Source organism: Janthinobacterium sp. GW822-FHT07H10, assembly GCF_058798675.1.
The window spans coordinates 39,107-58,838 of the sequence record NZ_JBXAKS010000018.1; the positions used below are offsets into that span (position 1 = coordinate 39,107).

Annotated in this window: 16 protein-coding genes; 13 read left to right on the plus strand and 3 right to left on the minus strand. The window is 63.6% G+C overall.

The window, feature by feature from the left end; genetic code table 11:
• The first annotated feature begins 34 nt into the window (after positions 1-34).
• From AC1RDJ_RS26210 to AC1RDJ_RS26225, 4 genes are all read left to right on the plus strand, one after another.
• Positions 35-799 carry a histidine phosphatase family protein gene (locus AC1RDJ_RS26210; protein WP_493029184.1) on the plus strand — a complete coding sequence of 255 codons (765 nt, stop codon included), beginning with the start codon at positions 35-37 and terminating at the stop codon, positions 797-799.
• Between the two features lie 145 nt (positions 800-944).
• The gene (locus AC1RDJ_RS26215; protein ID WP_493029185.1) at positions 945-3,467 is read left to right on the plus strand and encodes a TonB-dependent receptor plug domain-containing protein; all 2,523 of its coding nucleotides are present in this window, start codon (positions 945-947) and stop codon (positions 3,465-3,467) included.
• 16 nt (positions 3,468-3,483) lie between these two features.
• Positions 3,484-4,404, plus strand: a complete 921-nt coding sequence (locus AC1RDJ_RS26220; protein WP_493029186.1) for an SAM hydrolase/SAM-dependent halogenase family protein — start codon at positions 3,484-3,486, stop codon at positions 4,402-4,404.
• A gap of 260 nt (positions 4,405-4,664) precedes the next feature.
• Positions 4,665-5,030, plus strand: a complete 366-nt coding sequence (locus AC1RDJ_RS26225) for a hypothetical protein (RefSeq protein ID WP_493029187.1) — start codon at positions 4,665-4,667, stop codon at positions 5,028-5,030.
• A 136-nt stretch (positions 5,031-5,166) separates the two neighbouring features.
• On the opposite strand, the gene AC1RDJ_RS26230 is transcribed toward AC1RDJ_RS26225, so the two are convergent.
• From AC1RDJ_RS26230 to AC1RDJ_RS26240, 3 genes are all read right to left on the minus strand, one after another.
• Positions 5,167-8,388, minus strand: coding sequence for an efflux RND transporter permease subunit (locus AC1RDJ_RS26230; protein WP_071324724.1), 3,222 nt, complete (start codon positions 8,386-8,388; stop codon positions 5,167-5,169).
• Between the two features lie 3 nt (positions 8,389-8,391).
• Positions 8,392-9,567 (minus strand): efflux RND transporter periplasmic adaptor subunit, encoded by a 1,176-nt coding sequence (locus tag AC1RDJ_RS26235; RefSeq protein WP_071324725.1) that lies wholly within the window; start codon positions 9,565-9,567, stop codon positions 8,392-8,394.
• Between the two features lie 259 nt (positions 9,568-9,826).
• Positions 9,827-10,252 carry a divergent PAP2 family protein gene (locus AC1RDJ_RS26240; protein ID WP_071324726.1) on the minus strand — a complete coding sequence of 142 codons (426 nt, stop codon included), beginning with the start codon at positions 10,250-10,252 and terminating at the stop codon, positions 9,827-9,829.
• A 247-nt stretch (positions 10,253-10,499) separates the two neighbouring features.
• On the opposite strand from AC1RDJ_RS26240, the gene AC1RDJ_RS26245 reads away from it, so the two are divergent.
• The 9 genes from AC1RDJ_RS26245 (at position 10,500) to AC1RDJ_RS26285 (ending at position 19,718) form a co-directional block, all read left to right on the plus strand.
• Complete coding sequence (locus AC1RDJ_RS26245; protein ID WP_071324727.1) at positions 10,500-11,585, plus strand: DUF475 domain-containing protein; 1,086 nt, start codon at positions 10,500-10,502, stop codon at positions 11,583-11,585.
• A 228-nt stretch (positions 11,586-11,813) separates the two neighbouring features.
• Positions 11,814-12,389, plus strand: coding sequence for a TerD family protein (locus tag AC1RDJ_RS26250; RefSeq protein WP_070290657.1), 576 nt, complete (start codon positions 11,814-11,816; stop codon positions 12,387-12,389).
• A 134-nt stretch (positions 12,390-12,523) separates the two neighbouring features.
• The gene (locus AC1RDJ_RS26255) at positions 12,524-13,240 is read left to right on the plus strand and encodes a TIGR00266 family protein (protein WP_071078756.1); all 717 of its coding nucleotides are present in this window, start codon (positions 12,524-12,526) and stop codon (positions 13,238-13,240) included.
• A gap of 212 nt (positions 13,241-13,452) precedes the next feature.
• Entirely contained in the window at positions 13,453-14,490 is a 1,038-nt protein-coding gene (locus tag AC1RDJ_RS26260; protein WP_493029189.1) for an ATP-grasp domain-containing protein, read from the plus strand.
• Positions 14,487-15,644, plus strand: coding sequence for a phosphoribosyltransferase domain-containing protein (locus tag AC1RDJ_RS26265; RefSeq protein ID WP_493029190.1), 1,158 nt, complete (start codon positions 14,487-14,489; stop codon positions 15,642-15,644). The genes AC1RDJ_RS26260 and AC1RDJ_RS26265 overlap by 4 nt, the downstream gene beginning before the upstream one ends.
• Positions 15,622-16,374, plus strand: a complete 753-nt coding sequence (locus AC1RDJ_RS26270) for an HAD family hydrolase (protein ID WP_493029192.1) — start codon at positions 15,622-15,624, stop codon at positions 16,372-16,374. The genes AC1RDJ_RS26265 and AC1RDJ_RS26270 overlap by 23 nt, the downstream gene beginning before the upstream one ends.
• Positions 16,371-17,477 carry a cysteine protease StiP family protein gene (locus AC1RDJ_RS26275; RefSeq protein WP_071324731.1) on the plus strand — a complete coding sequence of 369 codons (1,107 nt, stop codon included), beginning with the start codon at positions 16,371-16,373 and terminating at the stop codon, positions 17,475-17,477. The genes AC1RDJ_RS26270 and AC1RDJ_RS26275 overlap by 4 nt, the downstream gene beginning before the upstream one ends.
• A complete protein-coding gene (locus tag AC1RDJ_RS26280) occupies positions 17,470-18,474 on the plus strand; it encodes an HpcH/HpaI aldolase/citrate lyase family protein (protein WP_493029193.1) in 1,005 nt (334 codons plus the stop codon). The genes AC1RDJ_RS26275 and AC1RDJ_RS26280 overlap by 8 nt, the downstream gene beginning before the upstream one ends.
• Entirely contained in the window at positions 18,471-19,718 is a 1,248-nt protein-coding gene (locus AC1RDJ_RS26285) for a TerD family protein (RefSeq protein WP_493029194.1), read from the plus strand. Before AC1RDJ_RS26280 ends, AC1RDJ_RS26285 begins: the two co-directional genes overlap by 4 nt.
• The last annotated feature ends 14 nt before the right edge of the window (positions 19,719-19,732 follow it).

Consider the following 19,732-nt stretch of genomic DNA (forward strand, 5'->3'; position numbering starts at 1 on the left):
TATTCACAACAAGTACAGAGGAAGGCGCCAGGCGATGGAACAAAAGTGGCCGCAGCAACTGTGGATCGTGCGTCACGGCCAAAGTGCCGGCAACGTGGCGCGCGATGCCGCCGAAGCGGAAAAACAGCTGTTGATCGCCATCGCCGAACGCGATGTCGACGTCCCCCTCTCCGACCTGGGCGCGCGCCAGGCGCAAGCGCTCGGCGGCTGGTTTGCCGCCCTCCCCCCTGAACAACAACCGACCGTCGTGCTGTATTCGCCATACGTGCGCGCCCATCAGACGGCGCAAGCCGTGCTGGCGCGGCTGGGCGCGGACAGCCTGAGTTCCGTGGTGGCCGACGAGCGCCTGCGCGAAAAGGAATTCGGCATCCTCGACCGCCTGACCGCGCGCGGCATCGCCAGCAAGTATCCGGAACTGCACGAACAGCGCCAGCACGTGGGCAAGTTCTACTTCCGGCCACCGGGCGGCGAAAGCTGGTGCGACGTCATCCTGCGCCTGCGCAGCGTGCTCGACACCATCACGCGCGAATACCGGGGCGAACGGGTGCTGGTCGTCGGCCACCAGGTGATCGTCAATTGCTTCCGCTACCTGCTGGAACGCTGCGACGAGCAAGCCATCCTGGCCATCGACAAGGCCGCCGACGTGCCCAACTGCGGCATCACCTCGTACGCATTCAATCCCGCCCTCGGCAAGCAGGGCAAGCTGCAACTGGACCTGTGCAACTTCGTCGCGCCGCTGGAAGCGGCCGGCACGCCCGTCACAGCCCAGCCAGACATGCCGGCCGCGCCCAAATCCTGAGCCGCGCCAAGAAGTCACACGAAAATCACACAGAAACAACAGCCATAAGCATATCCATAAAGAATCGTTCGCCATGGCAACGGCCTGCCGTAAGCTCAATCAAAAGTTTTCATAAATACATTGACCGAGCCCAAAGGACACCGCCTTGCACCCGCGCCATTCACACGTATCGCCCTCCCTTCCCTCCACGTCGCTGCGCGCCATCGTGCTGGCCTGCGCCATGCTGGGCGCCGCACCCGCCTGGGCCGATGCCGAAACCGCTAACACAGCCGGCGATGCCGCAACGCAAGCGGGCGCCAGCATCGACCAGGTCACCGTCGTCGGTTCGCGCGCGCGCAACCGTACCGTCTTCGACAGCAGCGTGCCCATCGACCGCTTCGGCGCGCGCGAAGTCAGCAATGCGCTGGCCACGGGGGACGTGGGCGCGGCCCTGCAGGCATTGTCGCCCTCGATCAACTTCCCCCGCATCGAATCGAGCGGCGCATCCGACTCCGTGCGCGGCATCCAGTTGCGCGGACTGGCGCCCGACCAGGTGCTGGTGCTGATCAATGGCAAGCGCCGCCACACGAGCGCCGTGCTCGACACGGAAAGCAGCTTTGCCGGCACGGTGCCGGTCGACATCAACGCCATTCCGCCGGGCGCCATCGACCATATCGAAATCCTGCGCGATGGCGCCGGCGCCCAGTACGGCAGCGACGCCGTCGCGGGCGTGATCAACATCGTGCTGAAAAAAGCCCGCACGGGCGGCTCGGCGGCCGTCAGCTATGGTGCCAACCACACGCATTTCGACCCGACCGATCAAACCCTGACGGATGGCCAGACCGTCATCGTCAACGCCGACTATGGCGTACTGCTGGGCGAAGCCGGCTATTTCCGCTTCGGCGCAGAAACGCGGCGCCGTTCGCCCACGGAGCGGGCCGGCCCCAGCGACGCGGGCTGGACCTCGTACAACGCCACGCCAGCCGACCTGGCCCTCGACGGCAAGGTGCTGTTCAAGTCCGGCGACTCGCGCCAACACAATCACTACCTGTTCTACAACGCGCAGCTCACCCTCGCTAGCGGCCTGGACTTGTACTCGTTTGCCACCTTGAACGAGCGCAAGTCCGACGGCAGCGCCTACTTCCGCTATCCGGGCGATCCGTCGAACGTACTCGCCCTGTATCCGAACGGCTACCGTCCCGTCACGAATGGCGACAAGCGCGACCTCGGCGTCGTGGCCGGCGTGCGCGGCACGGCAGCGGACTGGAACTGGGACGCCAGCGTCCGTCACGGCAGCGACCGCTTTGACTACGGCGTGAACCAGTCCGTCAACGCCTCGCTGGGCGCGACCAGCCCCACGCGTTTCCACCTGGCCGGCTTCGACTTCCGCCAGGATGCCTTGAACCTCGACGCCACGCGCAGCCTCGACATCGGCCTGCCCGCGGCCCTGAACGTAGCCGTGGGCGCGGAATGGATGCGCGAAAGCTACCAGAGCTCCTCCGGCGACGCCGCATCATATGCGGCCGGCACCGTCACGGATGCGCAGGCTATTGCACCACCGGGCGCGCAGGCTGGCCCCGGCCTGCGTCCGTCGGACACCTACGACGGCAGCCGCCACATCCGCTCCGTGTATGCGGACGTGGAAAGCGACCTCACGCCGCGCCTGCTGGTGGGCGCCGCCGCCCGCTATTCGCGCTACAGCGATTTCGGCAGCGCCAGCACGGGCAAGCTGTCGAGCCGCTACAAGGTGACGGACGCCTTCCTCGTGCGCGGCTCGCTGTCGAACAGCTTCCGCGCGCCGGCCCTCGTGCAGACGGGCTTCCGCTTCGCCACCCTGAACTTCAACGCCGATGGCACGGCCCTGCAGACGTCGGCCCTGCTGCCGGCCAGCGACACGCTGGCACGCAGCTTCGGCGCACAGGCACTGAAACCGGAAAAATCAACCAACGTGTCGCTGGGCCTGGCCTGGAAACCGGCCAGCGCCACCAGCCTGACGGTGGACGCCTACGTGATCCGCATCCGCGACCGCATCACGCGCTCGAGCGACTTGCAAAGCGACGCCGTCACCGCCTACCTCGCTGGCGTGGGGCGTAGCGACATCCAGTCCGTCGCCTACCTGGCCAACCTGCTCGACACGCGCACCAAGGGCCTGGACGTGGTGCTGAACCACGACCTCGCCTACGCCAACGGCAAGCTGAACCTCAACACGGCGCTGAACCTGAACACGACCACGCTCGACAAGGTCCGCTTGAGCTCCGACGCCTTGAACGCCATCGATCCCAGCTTGACCCTGTTGACGCAAACGAGTTTGTTCCGCATCAAACATGCGTCACCCAAGAGCAAATTGATACTGGGCGCCGACTGGCAGGCAGCAGGCTGGGGTGTGCAGGCGCGTGCCACGCGCTTTGGCGAGCTGAAAGATTTTTCATACGACAGCGAGGCGCCCCTGATCGACGGCATACCCGCGCAGCGCTTCGGCGCCGTCTGGTCACTGGACCTGGAAGGCCAATTGAAACTGAGCAAGCAGCTGACGGTGAGCGTGGGCGGCAACAATATCCTCGACCGCTATCCGCAGCGTGTGCGCCAGACGAATAACGCCACCTATGGCGGCGCCCTGCCCTACAACTTCATCAATCCCATCGGCGTCAACGGCGCGTATTTCTACGCCAAGCTGAACTACACCTTCTAACGCACGGAAAGACCATATGATCACCAAGAAAATCTCCCGCTTCGTCACCGGCGCCTGCCTGGGCGCCCTCCTGTTCTCCAGCGCCCAGGCCGCCTCGCCGCTGGTGCTGATGACGGACTTCGGCACGGCCGACGGCGCCGTCTCGGCCATGCATGGCGTGGCGTACGGCGTCGACCCCACGCTGACCGTTTCGGACCTGACGCACCAGATTCCCGACTACGACATCTGGCTGGGCGCTTATCGCCTGTACCAGACGGCCAATTACTGGCCGCAAGGCACGGTGTTTGTTTCCGTCATCGATCCGGGCGTGGGGACGGCACGCAAGTCTGTTGTTTTGAAGACAAAAAATGGCCGCTATTTCGTGGGCCCCGATAACGGCCTGTTCACCCTGATCGCCGAGCGCGACGGCGTGGCCGAACTGCGCGAGATTGATGAAAAGGTCAACCGCCTGGCCGGTTCCGCCGAGTCGTACACCTTCCATGGCCGCGATGTGTACGCGTATGTGGGTGCGCGCCTGGCCTCGGGCGCCATCAGCTATGAACAGGTGGGCCCGCAATTGCCGAGCGAATCCGTGGTGAAGATCGCCTATCAAAAACCTGTACGGGACGGCAATACCATCCGCGGCATCGTGCCCGTGCTCGACGTGAAATATGGCAATGTCTGGACGAATATCCCGAAAACCCTGCTCGATGAATTGCAGGTAAAACTGCACGATCCGCTGCAAGTGCGCATCTTGCATAAAGGCAAGCAGGTCGCCAGGGTCACGGCGCCGTTCGAACATACGTTTGGCGGCGTTGCCAAGGGCAAGCCCCTCGTCTACCTGAACAGCCTGCTCGACGTGGCCGTCGCCATCAGTCAGGGCGACTTTGCCGCCAAACACCATATCGAATCAGGCGTGGACTGGGAAGTGGAAGTCAGCAAGGTCCCTGCAAAATAAACCGTTCCCTGCGGCCAGGATATGCTGTCCTGGCCCATCTTGCCGCCCTCCGGCGACAGATGGGTATCGCGCCCTTGCGCCACATCAAACCTGACCATATCCGCTCCGCCCCAGCGCCCCTCATTTGTAACTGCGGTGAACCTGCGCCCGGCTGCCTACTCTAATTTCTGCAAGCGATGCCAGCCATGCTCCAGTTGCCAGTCAGGCAGTCTGGCAAGGCATGCGCTCCCACGACAGCCTTCCACCGAAAAGGAACAATCATGACGGCTCCACTCCTGACTACCAGCAAGCTCGTCCTCGCTAGCACCATCGTCTGCGCGCTGCTGGGCGGCTGCAACAAGCGCAGCGACACCAGCACGACGACGACCACCACGCCAGCGGCCACGGAGCCGGCAACGGCGCCAGGCACCAGCGGCACCTCGGGCACCACGGGCACGACCGCCCCCGCCACGCCGGACGCCACCATGCCTGCCACGCCAGGGGTGGCACCAGGCACCACCACGAATCCGGACGGCACCACGACGCCGCCGCCGAGCGTGCCGCCCGCCAATGGCACCACACCGGGCACGGGTACCGGGACCGGGACCGGGACCGGCACGACCACGCCGCCACCGCGCAACAGCTAGGCAAGCGGCAAGCGCCAATAGTGAATTTCCGAGCATGAGGTAGCGCGCCTGGCCGCAGCAACAGGCAAAAAAAGGAGCCTTCCGTGGAAGGCTCCTTGAAAACCACGGCGCAGCGCAAGCTGGCCTTGGCCCGGTATTACTTTTGCAGGCTGACCGATGCCGCTTTCGGCGTGCGGCGTCCCATCGCGAACAGGATGCCCTTCTTCAGCATGCGGTAGACGAAGCGCAGCAGCAGCAAGGTCAGCACGCACTCGACCAGGGTCAGGATCATGGCCACGGCCACCGGCATGCGCGCGGCGCGGCGGTGGAACTTGGCCACGGCGCCATCGCGGGCGATCTCGATGCTGTCATAGAAGGTCGGCACCACGAGCAGGGTCAGAATCGTCGACGTGATGGTGCCGCCGATGATGGCGATCGCCAGTGGGCGGTAGAACTCGCCACCTTCGCCCAGGCCCAGCGCTACGGGGAACATGCCGGCGATCAGCGCGAACGTCGTCATCAGGATGGGACGCAGACGCATGCGGCCCGCATACATCAGCGCGTCTTCGCGGCCATAGCCCTCTTCCTCGCGCTTGCGCGCCGCGTCCAGCAGCAGGATGGCGTTCTTCGCCACCAGCCCCATCAGCATGATGATGCCGATAAAACTCATCAGGTTGAGGGTGTTGTTCGTGATCACCAGCGCCACCACCACCCCGATCAAACTCAACGGCAAGGACATCATGACGGCCACGGGCGCCGTGAACGAACCAAACTGCATGACGAGGATCAAATACATCAAGCCGATACCCATCACCAGCGCGATCAGCATTTCCGTGAACAGCTCTTGCTGGTCCTGGCCGGCACCGCCCAGCGCCAGGCCGTAGCCGGGCGGGAAATCGATCGACTTGGCCAGCTTCATGGCGTCGGTGGTCACTTCGCCATTCGAGCGGCCCTGCGCATTGGCCGACACGGTGATCGTGCGCTTGCCATCCTTGTGCTCGATACCGGACGGGCCCTTGCCCATGGTAATGGTGGCAATCTGGTCGAGCGGCACCATTTGCGACGTCCCCGTCACGCTGATCGGCAGGCGCTCGATATTCTCGGACGCCACGCGGTCATCGGGATGCAGGCGCACGGCCACGTCGCGCGTTTCGCCCGTCGGATCGACCCAGTCGCCCACTTCCACGCCGGCAAACGCCACGCGCAGCGATTGCGCCGCATCGTTGACGGAAATGCCCATCGAGTTGGCCAGGCCACGGTTCAGTTCAATCTGCAGCTCGTTCTTCGGATCCTGCTCCGACAGGCCCACGTCGACGGCGCCCGGAATCAGGCGCATCTTGTCCATATAGGCGTTCGTGATTTCCATCAACTTGCGCGAATCGGGACCCGTGAATTCCACCTGGATCGGCTTTTGCGAACCATTGCTCAGGTCGTCCTGCACCACGTATTCGGCACCCACGAGGCGCGACATCTTCTCGCGCAGCTCGACCGCGATTTCCTTGGCGGAACGCTTGCGGGTATTGCGCTTGCCGATATCGACATACACGCGCCCGCCACCGGCATTGATGGAGCTGTTGGTATCCTTGGTTTCAGGCAAGGTACGCGCCAGCACAGCCGCCGCTTCCAGTTTCAGGCGCGAATACTCGATGCTGCTCGACGACGGCGTGCGCACATTGATCATCAAATTGCCGGAATCGGATGCTGGCAGGAAACTCGTGCCGCCATGCGTACTATGCAGAACGATGGCGCCGACCAGGCTGCCGAAGGCGATGATGGCCATCCAGCGGCGATGATGCAGGGCCCAGGCGATGACGCGGCCATAGCGGTCGGCCTGGTGGTCGAACCAGTGGTTGAATTTCTCCAGCACGCGGCCGATGCCTTTCTTCGGCGCCGCGTGTTCCTCGATCGGGTCGCCCCAGAAGGCCGACAGCATGGGATCGAGCGTAAACGAGATGCCCAGGCTGACCAGCACCGAGCACGTCACCGTCAAGGCGAACGGACGGAACCATTCGCCAGAGATACCGGGCATGAAGGCCACGGGGATGAAGACGGCAATGATCGAGAAGGTCGTGGCGGCCACGGCCATGCCGATCTCGGCCGTGCCTTCCAGCGCCGCCGTGCGGCGGTCCTTGCCCATTTGCATGTGGCGCACGATGTTTTCACGCACCACGATGGCATCGTCGATCAGCACGCCAATGGCCAGCGACAGGCCCAGCAGGGTCATGAAGTTCAGGGTAAAGCCGCACAGCCACACGGCGATGAAGGCGGCAATCACGGACGTCGGCAGGCTCAGCGCCGTGATCAGGGTCGAACGCCATGAGTTCAGGAAGGCGTAGACGACGAAAATCGTCAGCACGGCGCCCAGCACCAGCGATTCGATCACATTGTTCAAGCTATGCTGGGCGTTTTCGCCGCCGTCGCGCGTCACTTGCAACAAGGTGCCCTTCGGCAAGGTCTTGTTGATTTCCGCCACCATGTCGCGGATCTTGTTGGCCACGCTGACGGTGGAGGCGTCGCGCACGCGGGTAATCGATATCCCCACGTTCGGCTTGCCGCTGCGCACGCTCATGCTGTTGACTTCGGCAAAGCCATCCTGAATGGTGGCCACCTGCGCCAGGCGCACGATTTCCTCGCCGCGGCGCTTGATCACCACTTGCTCGAATTCGGCAGGCGATTCGATGCGCCCCACCAGGCGGATGCTTTTCTCGTCCAGCGTGCCGCGCACCTTGCCCACCGGCGCATTGGTGTTCTGGTTGCGCAAGGCCGTGACGACATCGCTGACGGAAACATTATATTCACGCAACTTTTCCGCACGCAACAGCACGGACAGTTCGCGTTTCAGCGAGCCGCCCACATTCACCAGCGCCACGCCATCGACGGCGCGGAAGCGGTCCGACAGCACGTCCTCGGCCAGGCGCGAGATTTCCGCATGGCTTTGCGAGCTTGACGACAAGGCCAGCTGCATGATGGGCTCGGCCGACGGGTCGATGCGCTGCAGGATCGGTTCGCGCATCTCCAGCGGCAGCTTGTAGCGCACGGAGGCGATGGCGTTGCGGATATCGTCGGACGCTTCGATCAGATTGGTCTTGAACGAGAACTTCAAGAACAGGGTGGCCGAACCTTCGTTCGAATCGCTATTGACCTCGGTCACGCCGGAAATGCTTTGCAGCGACTTTTCCAGGCGGTTCACCACTTCACGCTCGACCGTATCGGGCGATGCGCCAGGGTAAGGAATGCTGACGACGATAAACGGCACTTCGACGTCCGGATTCTGGTTGACGCGCAGTTTCTTGAGCGCCAGCAAGCCGACGCACATCATCGCCAGGATCAGGACGATGGTGGCGGTAGGCCGCTTGATACTGAAATCGGAAAGGAACATGGCTTAGTTTCCTTTACCGGCAACGGCGGTGCTGCTGCTGGCCACGGCGGCGGCCGGCACGGCCTTGGCCGCCGTCAACTCCACTTTCTGGCCATCCTTGAAGGTCGAGCCCGGCGTGCGCAGCACGGTGTCGCCGCTGGCCAGCCCGCTTTGCACTTCCCACTGGCCCGTGCGCACGTCGCGCGCGCCGATGCGCAAGCTGGTCTTCTGCAAGGCCTTGTCCTTGACTTTCCACGTGTACGTCACGTCGCCTGCCTTCACCAGGGCTGAATCGGGGATCATCAGGGCGCTGACGGTATCCGTTTCGATGCGGCCTTCCGCATACAGGCCGGCCACGCGCGGCTGTTCCTTGTCATTGAAATCGACGAGCACGGCCACCTGGCGCGTGATGGCGTTGGCGGCTGGATCGACGCGGCGCACCTTGCCCGAGAAATCCTGGCCCGGATAACCATTGATGCGGAACAACACCGGCTGGCCCACCTTGACGACGCCGATCTTGTCGGCCGATACCAGGCCCTCCAGGCGCATGCTGGTCGGATCGATGACGCGGATCAATTCCTTGCCGATTTGCGCCGTATCGCCGTTCGATACCTTGCGCTCGCTCACGATGCCGTCGAACGGCGCGCGCACGAGCGTGCGCTGCAGCTGCTGGCGGGCCTGGGCGGCGCGGCTCTTCGCGGCCGACAGGTCGCTCTGCGCATTGTTGCGGCGGATTTCAGCGTCTTCCAGCGCCTGCGTCGACGTCATGCCCGAGGCGCGCAGGGTCTTCATGCGCTGGAACATGCGTTCGGACTGCTCCAGCACCTGGCTCGAGGCGCGGCTCGCTTCCTCGGCCGAATTGAGGCTGTCGCGGATGGCCGTTTCGTCCAGGCGCACCAGCACGTCGCCGCGCTTCACGGCTTCGCCATTTTCCTTCATGACCTGGATCACCACGGCCGACACTTCGGCGCGCAGGTCGGCATTGCGCTCTGGCTGCACGGAACCGGTGATCACGGGCCCCGATGCCAGCGCATTGCTCTGGATGGTCAACATGTCTTCCGGGGAAATCAGCAAATTGACGGCGGCGCTGGCCTGTTCCTTGCCGTCCTTGCCAACGCCCTTGCCAGGATCTTTGGATTCTTTGCCACAGGCGGTCAGGGCAGAAGCGATTGCCAGAACAAACAGGGTTTTGCGCAACATGGGTAATTCTCCGGATAGATAGCACCGTTACCGTACCGGCAGCCCGGATAGGGCGGCAGGCGATAGCAGGCATTTATTTTTATTAAAACCACAAGCGCCAAAGTATCCATGAGCGTGTCTGGGCATGTCAATCGGCGGTTTCCTGTAATGCTTTAATCTATGGATGAAACGTAGTTTTTACGCCCTGAAACGCAAAACCCCGCCTTGAAGCGGGGTTTTGCGTCGATAGGCGGCGATGCTGCGCCGCTCTAAAAAGATGTTATTTGGCAAATACGGCATTGATCAGGAAACCGATCGCCACGCCCGTGCACAGGCCGCCGGCAATTTCCACCAGCGTATGGCCCATGCGCTCGCGCAAGGTCTTGTGTGCGGCGCTGGCCGCTTCCCCGGCCAGGCGGTTGATGGCCGCCGCCTGCTTGCCCACGTGCTGGCGCAGGCTGTTGGCGTCGATGATGACGATGAAGGCCAGGGTGACGGCCACGCCGAAGGCCGGATGGCCTATGCCTTCGCGCAAGGCGATCAGGGTCGCCATGCTGGAAACGACGGCGCTATGGTTGCTGGGAAAGCCGCCATTGCCGACCAGGCCGAATGCCCACTGCCGGGTACGGGCGCTGTTGATCAGGAATTTGATCGGTCCCACCAGGATCCAGGTGATCAGGGGCGTGACGAGGTAAGCGATATCCACGGGGTATTCCTTCTTATATGTCTAAAAGTATGTCAGGGGCTGCGGTGGCCAAAAGGGGCGCGCCGCAATTATCGCAGATCAACCGCGCCAGCAGAACTGTCTGTCCGCGGCCTATAAAAACGCCGCCAGCGGCGGTGATAATATAAAATCATGGCATATACAACAATTGACGTATATCAACACTGGCAGTGGCGCGCAGCGCGGCGCTGATAATCAAACGTCTTTCCACACTTGCAACGGGGTCTCCATGCGGCATTTCAGAATCTCTTTTTTAGTTACCTTCATCCTGATGGCGGTGGCCGGCTGGTGGGGCTACAGCCACGGCGGCGTGCCAGGCATGATCCAGGCCCTGTGGATCACGGGCGTGCTGGGCATCATGGAAGTGTCGCTGTCCTTCGACAATGCGGTGGTGAATGCCTCAGTCTTGCGCCACTGGAATGAGTTCTGGCAAAAACTGTTCTTGACCGTGGGTATCCTCGTCGCCGTCTTCGGCATGCGCCTGCTGTTCCCGCTGGTCATCGTTTCCGTCGCCACGGGCCTGGGCCTGGTCGACGTGTGGACCATGGCCACCACCACGCCGGAAGTGTATGCCAAGCACCTGACGGACAACCATGCCCAGGTGGCGGCCTTCGGCGGCGCCTTCCTGCTGCTGGTCTTCCTGAACTTCATGTTCGACGATGAAAAGGAATTGCACTGGCTGGGCTGGGCCGAGGAAAAAGTCAACGCGCTGGGCACCGAAAGCCTGGCCGTGCTCATCACCATGGGCGCCGTGGCCGCCTGCGTGGCCATGGGCCCCGTCGATGAAAAATACAGCGTGCTCGCTTCGGGCATCGTCGGCATCGCGGTCTACATCGGCGTGAACTGGATCAGCGGCTTGCTGGAAGAAGGCGAGCCGGACCTCCAGGACGACGATGAAGAGGCAGGCGCAGCGCCCGCGAAAAACGGCAATGGCGAGCTGGTAAAAACAGTGGCGCGCGGCAGCATCGGCGGCTTCCTCTACCTGGAAGTGCTGGACGCCTCGTTCAGCTTTGACGGCGTGATCGGCGCCTTTGCCATCACCAACGACGTCGTCATCATTATGCTGGGCCTGGCCATCGGCGCCATGTTCGTGCGCTCGATGACGGTTTTCCTCGTGCACAAGGGCACCCTGGACGAATTCGTCTACCTCGAGCACGGCGCCCATTATGCGATCGGCATCCTGGCCTTGATCATGCTGGCATCCGTCAAGTACCATATTCCCGAGTGGTTCACGGGCCTATCCGGCGTGGCCTTCATCCTGGTCTCGCTGTGGTCGTCGCTGCGCTATCGCAAGCGGCACGCGGCACAAGCTTGAAATCGGGGGTTTCGCCCCCAATTGAGAGAGTAATGGCACGAGCGCCCTGGCGCGCTCATGCCATGAAGGCTGGATTAACAACGCCTTGCAAGACCGTAGCGAGCGGAAGGAAGTTGTGGTCGGGAAGCGCAACTGTACGAAGGCACAGTGAGCATCGCCGGCCGCAAATTACGACGCGCAGCAGGTTTTGACAGGCGTTCTAAGTTTAATTACTAAAAGGAGCACCACATGGCAATCAGTTTGCAAAAAGGCGGCAACGTCAACCTGAGCAAGGAAGCACCGAACCTGAAGAAGATCATCGTCGGCCTCGGCTGGGATCCTCGTTCGACAGACGGCGCCACCTTCGACCTTGACGGCAGCGCTTTCCTTCTGAAAAACGACGGCAAAGTCCGTGGCGACTCTGACTTTATCTTCTACAACAACCTGAAGTCGACCGACGGTTCCGTCGTCCACACGGGCGACAACACGACCGGCGAAGGCGAAGGCGACGATGAGCGCATCGAAATCGACCTGACCCGCGTGCCGGCCGACATCGACCGCATCAGCATCACCGTGACGATTCACGACGCCGACGCGCGCCGCCAGAACTTCGGCATGGTCTCGAAAGCCTTCATCCGCTGCCTGAACGCGGAAGGCGAGAAGGAAATCGCCCGCTACGACCTGTCCGAAGACAGCTCGACGGAAACGGCGATGATCTTTGGCGAAATCTACCGCTACAACGGCGAATGGAAGTTCAAGGCCATCGGCCAGGGCTTCAACGGCGGCCTGGGCCCCCTCGCCCGCTCGTTCGGCGTGAACGCCTAAGATTCACGCTCGTAAAACCGGCTGCGCCGCTCGCCTTCGGGCTCGCGCGCGACGGTTTTCCGCGGTGACTTGGGTTAATGTCATATCATTACTGCCGCCTGCACAGTTCAGGCGGCTTTTTTTTGGAGATTACCATGCCAGTATTTAGTGTCACCGGCGACGTCGATCCATTCCTCCACGTCAGCATGAAACAGGGCGAAACCATCTATTGCGAATCCGATGCGATGGTGATGATGGAAACGGCGCTGGACTTGAAGGGCAAGATGACGGGTGGCCTGGGCAGCGCCATCATGCGCCGCTTCGCGAATGGCGAATCGTTCTTCCAGCAGCATATCGAAGCGGTGCGCGGCAGCGGCGATTGCCTGCTGTCGCCCACCCTGCCCGGCGCCATCGAAGTGGTCGACGTCGGTGCGCGCCAGTACCTGCTCAATGACGGCGCCTTTGTCGCCGCCACTTCGGGCACGGAAATGAAGGTGCGCACTCAGAGTCTGGGCAACGCATTGTTCGCCCAGTCCGGCGGCTTCTTCGTCATGGAAACGGCCGGCACGGGCCAGGTGGTGGTGTCGGGCTTCGGTTCCATGTTCCAGCTCGACGTCGAGCCGGGCAAGGATGTCGTGATCGACAATTCCCACGTCGTGTGCTGGGACAACAGCCTGAAATACGAGATTTCCGTGACCACGGGCGGCGGTTCGGGCGGCGGCGGCATCGGCGGCTTCCTCGGCAATATCGTCAACAGCGTGACCAGCGGCGAAGGCATCGTGCTGCGCTTTTCCGGTTCGGGCAAGGTCTTCATCTGCTCGCGCAACCGCGACGCGTTCTTAAAATGGACAGCCTCCGGCAAGGCTGGCTGATCCTCAAACGCCCGCCAGAACCGTCGCCAGCGGAAGGGGACATGGCCGAGAAGCGCAGCTGTGTGTATGCACAGTAAGCATCGCAGGTCGCGTCCACGACGCGCAGCAGGTTCGGGCTGGCGTTTTTCTAAGGCCAGGTTAAGTCTGGTCAATTAGAATCCCCGCGCGCGCACCTGCGCGCGGCTTTCCCTTTCTTTACCCGGTCCCCGTACATGCAAAGAGTCTGGTTCAACAAAACATTTTCCTCGGTCGGCACGGCCATGCGCCTGATCCGTGAGGCGGACAGCGCCGCCACCGGCGGCAAGCCCCGCTACCACATCGTGTGCAGCAATACGAACGCGCATGCGGCGGCCTTTTTGTCGGCCCACGAATACGCGGTCGAGCCATCGGGCCTGACAGGCCATAACTATGTGGAATGGTGCCTGGAATTCTGCCGCGAGCGGGGCATCACGATATTCTGGCCCGGCAAGGAAGCGGGCCTGATCGGCAGCGCCAGCGCACGCTTTGCCGCCATCGGCACGCGCGTGCTCAGCGTGGCCAGCGAAGAGACGCTGACCCTGATGCATGACAAGGCGCGCTTCTGCGACGGCCTCGACCTGCCCATGGCGCGTCCGGCCGACTACCGCGCCGTGACCAGCATCGAGGAATACGACGCCGCCTACGCCGAACTGCGCCCGCTGCACCGCAAGCTGTGCATCAAGCCGTCCGAATCCGTGTATGCCCTGGGCTTTGCCATTCTCGATGAAGAGCGCACCAGCGCCCAGCTGCTGCTGGCCGGCGCCGCCTACCAGATCAATGCGCAGGAATTGCGCGACGGCCTGGCGCAGATGGGCACTTTCAAGACCCTGCTGCTGATGGAATACCTCGATGGCCACGAATACAGCGCCGACTGCGTCGCCGACCAGGGCGCCCTCGTGTGCGCCGTGCCGCGCAAGAAGCTGCAGGGCGGCGGCAGCGGCCAGCTGATCGAACTGCGCGCCGACCTGCTGGCGGCCTGCGAAAAACTGGCGCGCGACTACCGCCTGAACGGCGTGTTCAACATCCAGTTCCGCGAAGGCGCCAACGGCCTGGCGCTGCTGGAAATCAACCCGCGCATGTCGGGCGGCATCGGCATGGCGTGCGCGGCCGGTCCGAACCTGCCCTACCTGGCGCTGGCCGGTTTCGACCAGGGCTACGACAAGCTCGCCGTGCCGGCCATACGCGAAGGCATGCGCGTGGGCGAATCCGCCTGCGCCGTGGAGCTGCCATGAACATCGTCAAGCAGCAGATGCCGACGGGCGAACTGACCCTCAAAGTGGACGAGGCGCGCTTTCCGCTGGACTGGCTGATCGGCTTTGCCGCGCGCGCCAACGCCAAGCGCGGTTTCTTGTTCCTCTCCAAGGTACTGGGCAAGCACTGGCCCGTCACGCCGCGCGCCATGGAAGCCATCCACGACGACCTGGCCGCGCAGATCCCCCCCAGCCTGCCCGGCCCCGTGGTCTTCATCGCCATGGCGGAAACGGCCGTCGGCCTGGGCCAGGGCGTGTTCGAGGCGTGGCTGCGCGCCAACCCGGACGGCAAGGCCCTGTTCCTGCACAGTTCGCGCTACCGCGTCGGCAGCGTGCCCTTCTTCGAATTCGAGGAATCGCACAGCCACGCGCCGCGCCAGTTCCTGCACCTGTCGGATGCGGCCAGCGCGCTGTTTTCCACCGCGCGCAGCCTGGTGCTGATCGACGATGAAGCGTCGACCGGCAATACCTTCGCCAACCTGGTGCAAGTGTGCCGCGCGCGCTATCCGCAGCTGGAAAAGCTGCACCTGGGCGTGATCACCAATTTCATGGGCCAGGCCGCCAACGCGGGCCTGAGCCAGCGCTTCGGCCTGCCCACCAGCATCGGCGCGGCGCTCTCCGGCCAGTACGCCTTCCAGGCCGGCGCGGCACCGACGCCCGTGGCGGGCAGCGCGCAACGCTTCGAGGCGAACGAGGAACGCGGCGCCAGCCCGGTGTTCGGCCGCATCGGCGTGGGCCGCGCCCTGACGCCGCCGCAAGGCCTGGCGGTGCAGCTGGCGCAGGAAATCGGCGCCGGCGATTCCGTGCTGGTGCTGGGCACGGGCGAATTCATGCACCCGTCCTTCCTGCTGGCGCGCGAACTGGAAACCCTGGGCAAGAGCGTGGTGGTTCAGTCGACCACGCGTTCGCCCATCCTGTCATGGGGTTCTGTCGGGCATATCGTCTGCTGCGACGACAATTACGGCGAAGGCATCGCCAACTACCTGTACAACGTGGCGCCTGGCCAGTACCAGCACGTCTTCATCTGCCATGAAACCCCGGCCAGTCCGGCCCTCATGCAACTCGCCGGCCAGTTGAACGGCCGCCTGTTCCACTTTCAGTCAGAGACCAAAATTGAAGAAATTCCTGTTTGTTGACCTGGACGACACACTGTTCCAGACCCCGAAAAAATGCGTCGGCGAGACCGACCTGCAGCCGGCCGCCTATCTGAAAAATGGCGAGGCCTGCTCGTTTACGACGGCGCGCCAGCGTGCCTTCTTCGAATTCGCGCAAAGCGGCATGACCCTGATCCCCGCCACGGCCAGGAATGGCGACGCATTCCGCCGCGTCGACCTGCCGTTCACCAGCTACAGCGTGCTCGATTACGGCGGCATCGTGCTGCAGCCGGGCGGCGCGCTCGACGCGGGCTGGCTGGCGCTGATGCAGAACGACATGCAGACGGCGCTGCCCGGCCTGCGGGACGCCATGCGCATCATCGACGACTTCCAGGCCAAGGCGGGCATGCCTTCGCGCGCGCGCCTGATCGAGGATTACGACACGCCGTTCTACGTCGTCGTCAAGGACCATGAGGCACGCGGCGAACGCCTGGCCGATATCGAGGAACAGGTGCTGCAGGACTGGATCGCGACGGAAGGCTCCGACTACTTCATCCACCGCAACGGCAACAACCTGGCCGTGCTGCCCAAGACCTTGAATAAGGCGCGCGCCGTGGCCTACCTGCGCGCGGAGCTGGAAGCCGAACATGGCCCAATCCTCAGCTTCGGCATGGGCGACAGCCGCTCGGACGCGCGCTTCATGGCGGCCTGCGACTATGCCATCGTCCCCAACGGCACGCAGCTGGCGGCGCTCACCGTGGCGGCCCTATGACGGCAGTCGAACAGCATTTCAGCGGCAGCTACCGCCAGGACGACGTGGAGTTTCTGCTCACGCCGATGGCGCTCGAGCCGATCCTGGACCTGGCCGAGAAAGAGCGCCTGATCCAGTCCGGCCAGCGCCACTACAGCGAAATGCTGTCCCCCGAATCCCTGCCCTCGCCCGCCTACCTGGCGCTGTTCCAGAGCGCGTTTGCCGCCAACCGCCTGCAGATGGCGCGCGACTGCCTGCGCCTGGCAGCCCTGATCGCGGCCCGCCGCGCGGGTCCGATCGCCCTGGTCTCGCTGGCGCGCGCCGGCACGCCCGTGGGCGTCATCCTGGGCCACGTGCTGCGCCAGGTCTTCCAGCGCGAGTGCAGCCATTATTCCGTCTCCATCATCCGCGACCGCGGCATCGATGCGAACGCCCTGAAACACATCCTGGCACAAGGCATTGCTGCCGAATCCATCGTCTTCGTCGACGGCTGGACCGGCAAGGGCGTGATCTCGCGCGAGCTGCGCCAGACGGTCAACGACTTCAATGCCGCGCATGGCACGGCCATCGACGGCGGCCTGTTCGTGCTGTCCGACCTGGCCGGCACGGCCGCCTGCGCCGCCTCGGCCAGCGACTACCTGATCCCGTCGAGCATCCTCAACGCCACCGTCTCGGGCCTGGTCAGCCGCTCCGTGCTCAATGAAGCCATCGGCCCGGACGACTTCCACGGCTGCGTGTACTACGCGCAGTTCGCGGCGCACGACCAGTCGCGCGATTTCGCCGATGGCCTGGTGGCCGATGCCGTGGCGCTGGCCGCCAGCAGCGGCGTGCCGCTGGCCGAAGCAACGGACGCGCCAGCCATGGCGGCCCGCTCGCAGGCTTACATGGCCAGGGCGCAGCAGGAGTACGGCATCAGCGACATCAACCTGATCAAGCCGGGCATCGGCGAAGCGACGCGCGTACTGCTGCGCCGCGTGCCCGAGCGCCTGATCGTGCGCGACACGAATGCACCGGACGTGGCACATTTGCTGCTTCTGGCGCAGGAAAAATCCATACCCGTCACAGTAGAACCGGCGCTGCCTTACCAGGCGGTCGCCCTCATCAGGAGCGCAGTCGATGGATAACTCCATACACCCACAAAGCGAACACAAGGCGGCGCTAGGCGCCTCCATGTATGTGCCCACCACGCACAAGGATTTGCTGGCCATCGCCAACGGCGACAAATTCAGCCACCTGCGTTCGGTGATCTTTTGCACCGAAGACGCCATCGCCGAACGCGATCTCAGCTACGCGCTGTTCAACCTGTCGCTGGCGCTGCAAAACATGCGCGACGAATCGGACACCTTGCGCTTCGTGCGCGTGCGCAATGTCGACGTGCTGGCGCGCGTGCTGGCCATGCCAGGCTCCGACAAATTGAGCGGCTTCGTGCTGCCCAAGTCCACGCGCCACAATTTTGCCGCGTATTTCGACCTCGTGCGCCACACGCATCACCTGCTGATGCCGACGTTGGAGACGGCGGACGTCTTCGACGACGAGGAAATGAAGCAGTTCCGCATCGCCCTGTCGGCGCCGGAAGTGCGGCGCCGCATCCTGGCCCTGCGCATCGGCGGCAACGACTTGCTGGCACTGCTGGGCTTGCGCCGCCCCACCAGCGGCACCATTTACCAGACGCCGCTGGGCCAGGTCATCGGCCGCCTGGTGACGATCTTCAAGCCGCACGGCTTCCAGCTGACGGCGCCCGTCTTCGAGCACCTGTCGCAGGGCAGCTGGCTCGATGCCGAAGTGGCGCAGGACATGGCGCACGGCATGATCGCCAAGACCGCCATCCACCCTGACCAGGTGCCGCAGATCGAGCGCCACTACCAGGTGGCGCAGTCGGACATCGAACTGGCGCTGCGCATCATCGACCCGGACAGCCCGGCCGTGTTCCGCATGCAGGAATCGATGTGCGAAGTGGCGACCCACTCGAGCTGGGCGCAGCGCATCATCGAGCAGGCGCGCCTGTTCGGCATCCGCCATGCGGACGGCGCCGCCCTGCCGGCCACGCCTGCTATTTCGCATCACGCACCGAATCACTCATTGACTCAACTCTCCAGCGACGAAGGGACTGCACGACCATGACCAATTTCACACGCGGACAAAAAGGCAAACTGGCGGACCTGGGCTTGAATGGCCCGTTTGCCGTCACGCTCGATATCGTTTCGGGCTCGATGGAAGTGGACGTCAGCTGCTTCGGCGTCGATGCGGCCGGCAAGCTGTCGGACGACCGCTACATGGTGTTCTTCAACCAGAAAAGCGCGCCGGACAACGCCATCACGGTGGACTTGAACGGCCCCCGTTCCGTCTTCCAGGTGGACCTTTCCCGCCTGCCCGCCTCGATCGACAAGCTGGTGTTTACGGCGGCGACGGAACAGGGCAGCATGCGCGCGCTGGGCGCTTCGAGCATGACGCTGGGCCAGGCCGCCACGTTTGCCTTCACGGGCAATGACTTCCAGGACGAGAAAGCCGTCATCATCGGCGAGCTGTATCGCCGCGACGGCAGCTGGCGCTTCGGCGCCGTGGGCCAGGGTTTCGCCGGCGGCCTGGCCGCATTGCTGAAACACTTCGGCGGCAGCGAGGCAGGGGCATCGTCTCCCGCGCCATCGCCGGCACCGGTCCCCGCGCCCACGCCGGCGGCGCCGCCAGCAAACAAAATCTCGCTGTCGAAGATCCGCCTGGAAAAGCGCGGCGACAAGATTTCGCTCGACAAGCGCGACAGCGGCGGCTATGGCCGCATCCGCGTCAACCTGAACTGGAACCAGAATGCGTCGCAGGGCCAGGCGCTCGCCTCGAAGCTGGACACGGGCTTCCTGGGCAAGCTGTTCAACAAGCCGGCCGGCCGCGCGGGCGGTATCGACCTCGATATCGGCTGCCTGTTCGAAATGAGCAATGGCGCCAAGAGCGCCGTGCAGGCGCTGGGCAACAGCTGGGGCGCATATGACCGCCCGCCCTACATCCACCTGGAAGGCGACGACCGCACGGGCAGCATCAGCAGCGGCGAAAACATCTTCATCAACGGCACCCATTTCGACCAGATCAAGCGCGTGCTCGTGTATGCCTTCATCTACGAAGGCGTGCCGAACTGGGCCGCCACGGATGGCGTGGTGACGATCGAGATACCGGGCCAGCCGACGGTGGAAGTGCGCCTCGACAGCGACAGCCAGCACGCCATGTGCGCCATCGCCATGCTGGAAAACCACGGCGGCAACCTGCAGGTGACGAAATTGGTGGAATACTTCGGCGGCCAAGGTAAAATCACGGCGCACCAGGCCATGGACGAACGCTACAATTTCGGCCTCAATTGGAAAGCTGGCCGCAAGGATTAATCCTTTCACCTTTA